A 1,168-nucleotide genomic window follows, 5' to 3' on the forward strand; every position below is an offset into this window, starting at 1 on the left:
GGCCTTCCTCGGTCCGCGACTCCAGCTTCTCCACCGCCAGCTCGGTGAGCAGGCCCCGCGTGACCTGGTTCTCGCACTGCTGCGACACCGCGTCCCACCGAGCGAACTGCAGATCTCCGTGCCTGGTGCCCGCAGTTTCAATTGAAACTGCGGTTCCCGGTGCTCAGATGAGCGGGTTCCAGACCCCGGTGGGAGCGGTTCTCCGGGCGTAGTCGGCGAAATCGCGGGGTTCGCGGCCCAGGGCTCGGTGGACGCCGTCGGCCAGGTGGGCGTTGCGGCCGTCGAGGACTTCGGTGAACAGGTGCTCCACCATCGACACGACCTCCGGCGGCACGCCGTGCTCGGCCATCGCCGCGCGGTACTGCTCGGTGCTGATCGACAGGTATGCGATGTCGCGTCCGGCGGCAGCGGCGATCTCGCCGACCGCCTCGGCGCACGTGAGCAGCCGCGGCCCGGTCACCTCGTAGGTCTGCCCCGCGTGCCCGTCCTCGGTGAGCGCCGCGACCGCGACGTCGGCGATGTCGTCGGCGTCGACGAACGGCTCCCCCACCGCACCGACCGGCAGCGCGACCTCCCCGGCCCGCACGGCTTCGACCAGGAAGTCCTCGGAGAAGTTCTGCTGGAACCAGGCCGCGCGCACGACCGTCCACTCCGCACCGGATGCGCGGACTGCCGCCTCGGCTTGCTGCGCACCGGTCTCCCCGCGGCCGGACAGCAGCACCAGCCGCCGGACCCCGCTGCGCACGGCCAACTCGGCGAACTCTCGGACCACCTCGGCAGCCCCGGGAACGGCGAGATCCGGCTGGTAGGACACGTACGCGGCGTCGACGCCGGACAGCACGGCGGGCCAGCCGGCGGAATCCGTCCAGTCGAAAGCCGGTGCGGCGGAGCGGGATCCGGCGCGCACCGGCCGTCCCAGGGCGGAGAGGCGATCGAGGACCCGGCGACCGGTCCGGCCGGTGGCACCGAGGACGAGCACTGACTTCAGTTCGTTGTCGGACATGCCCCCAGCAAAGCCGTGATCGACTGGACTCCCCATAGCCGAGGAGCTAGATCCCATAATCGATCGTCCAACCCCGCTCCGGAGGTCCGCAAATTCAATGGAAATCGGACCCGCCAAATGCAATGTAATTTGGGGGCGTGCCCGGGGGGGTGGGGGAGAAAGGGG

1 protein-coding gene is annotated in these 1,168 nt (G+C 70.2%); it reads right to left on the reverse strand.

Translation table 11 applies throughout. The features are described 5' to 3' along the window. Positions 1–163: 163 nt before the first annotated feature. Positions 164–1,003 carry an NAD(P)H-binding protein gene (locus tag ABTZ89_RS38820; protein ID WP_351054497.1) on the reverse strand — a complete coding sequence of 280 codons (840 nt, stop codon included), beginning with the start codon at positions 1,001–1,003 and terminating at the stop codon, positions 164–166. Positions 1,004–1,168: the final 165 nt, after the last annotated feature.

It is taken from the genome of Saccharopolyspora sp. NPDC002686 (genome assembly GCF_040295745.1).
In the GTDB taxonomy this organism is placed as follows: Bacteria; Actinomycetota; Actinomycetes; order Mycobacteriales; family Pseudonocardiaceae; genus Saccharopolyspora; species Saccharopolyspora oryzae.

What these genes read in the sequence shown, in the direction of transcription:
- ABTZ89_RS38820 (WP_351054497.1), bottom strand. Translation starts at nt 1,003, where the DNA reads ATGTCCGACAACGAACTGAAGTCAGTGCTCGTCCTCGGTGCCACCGGC.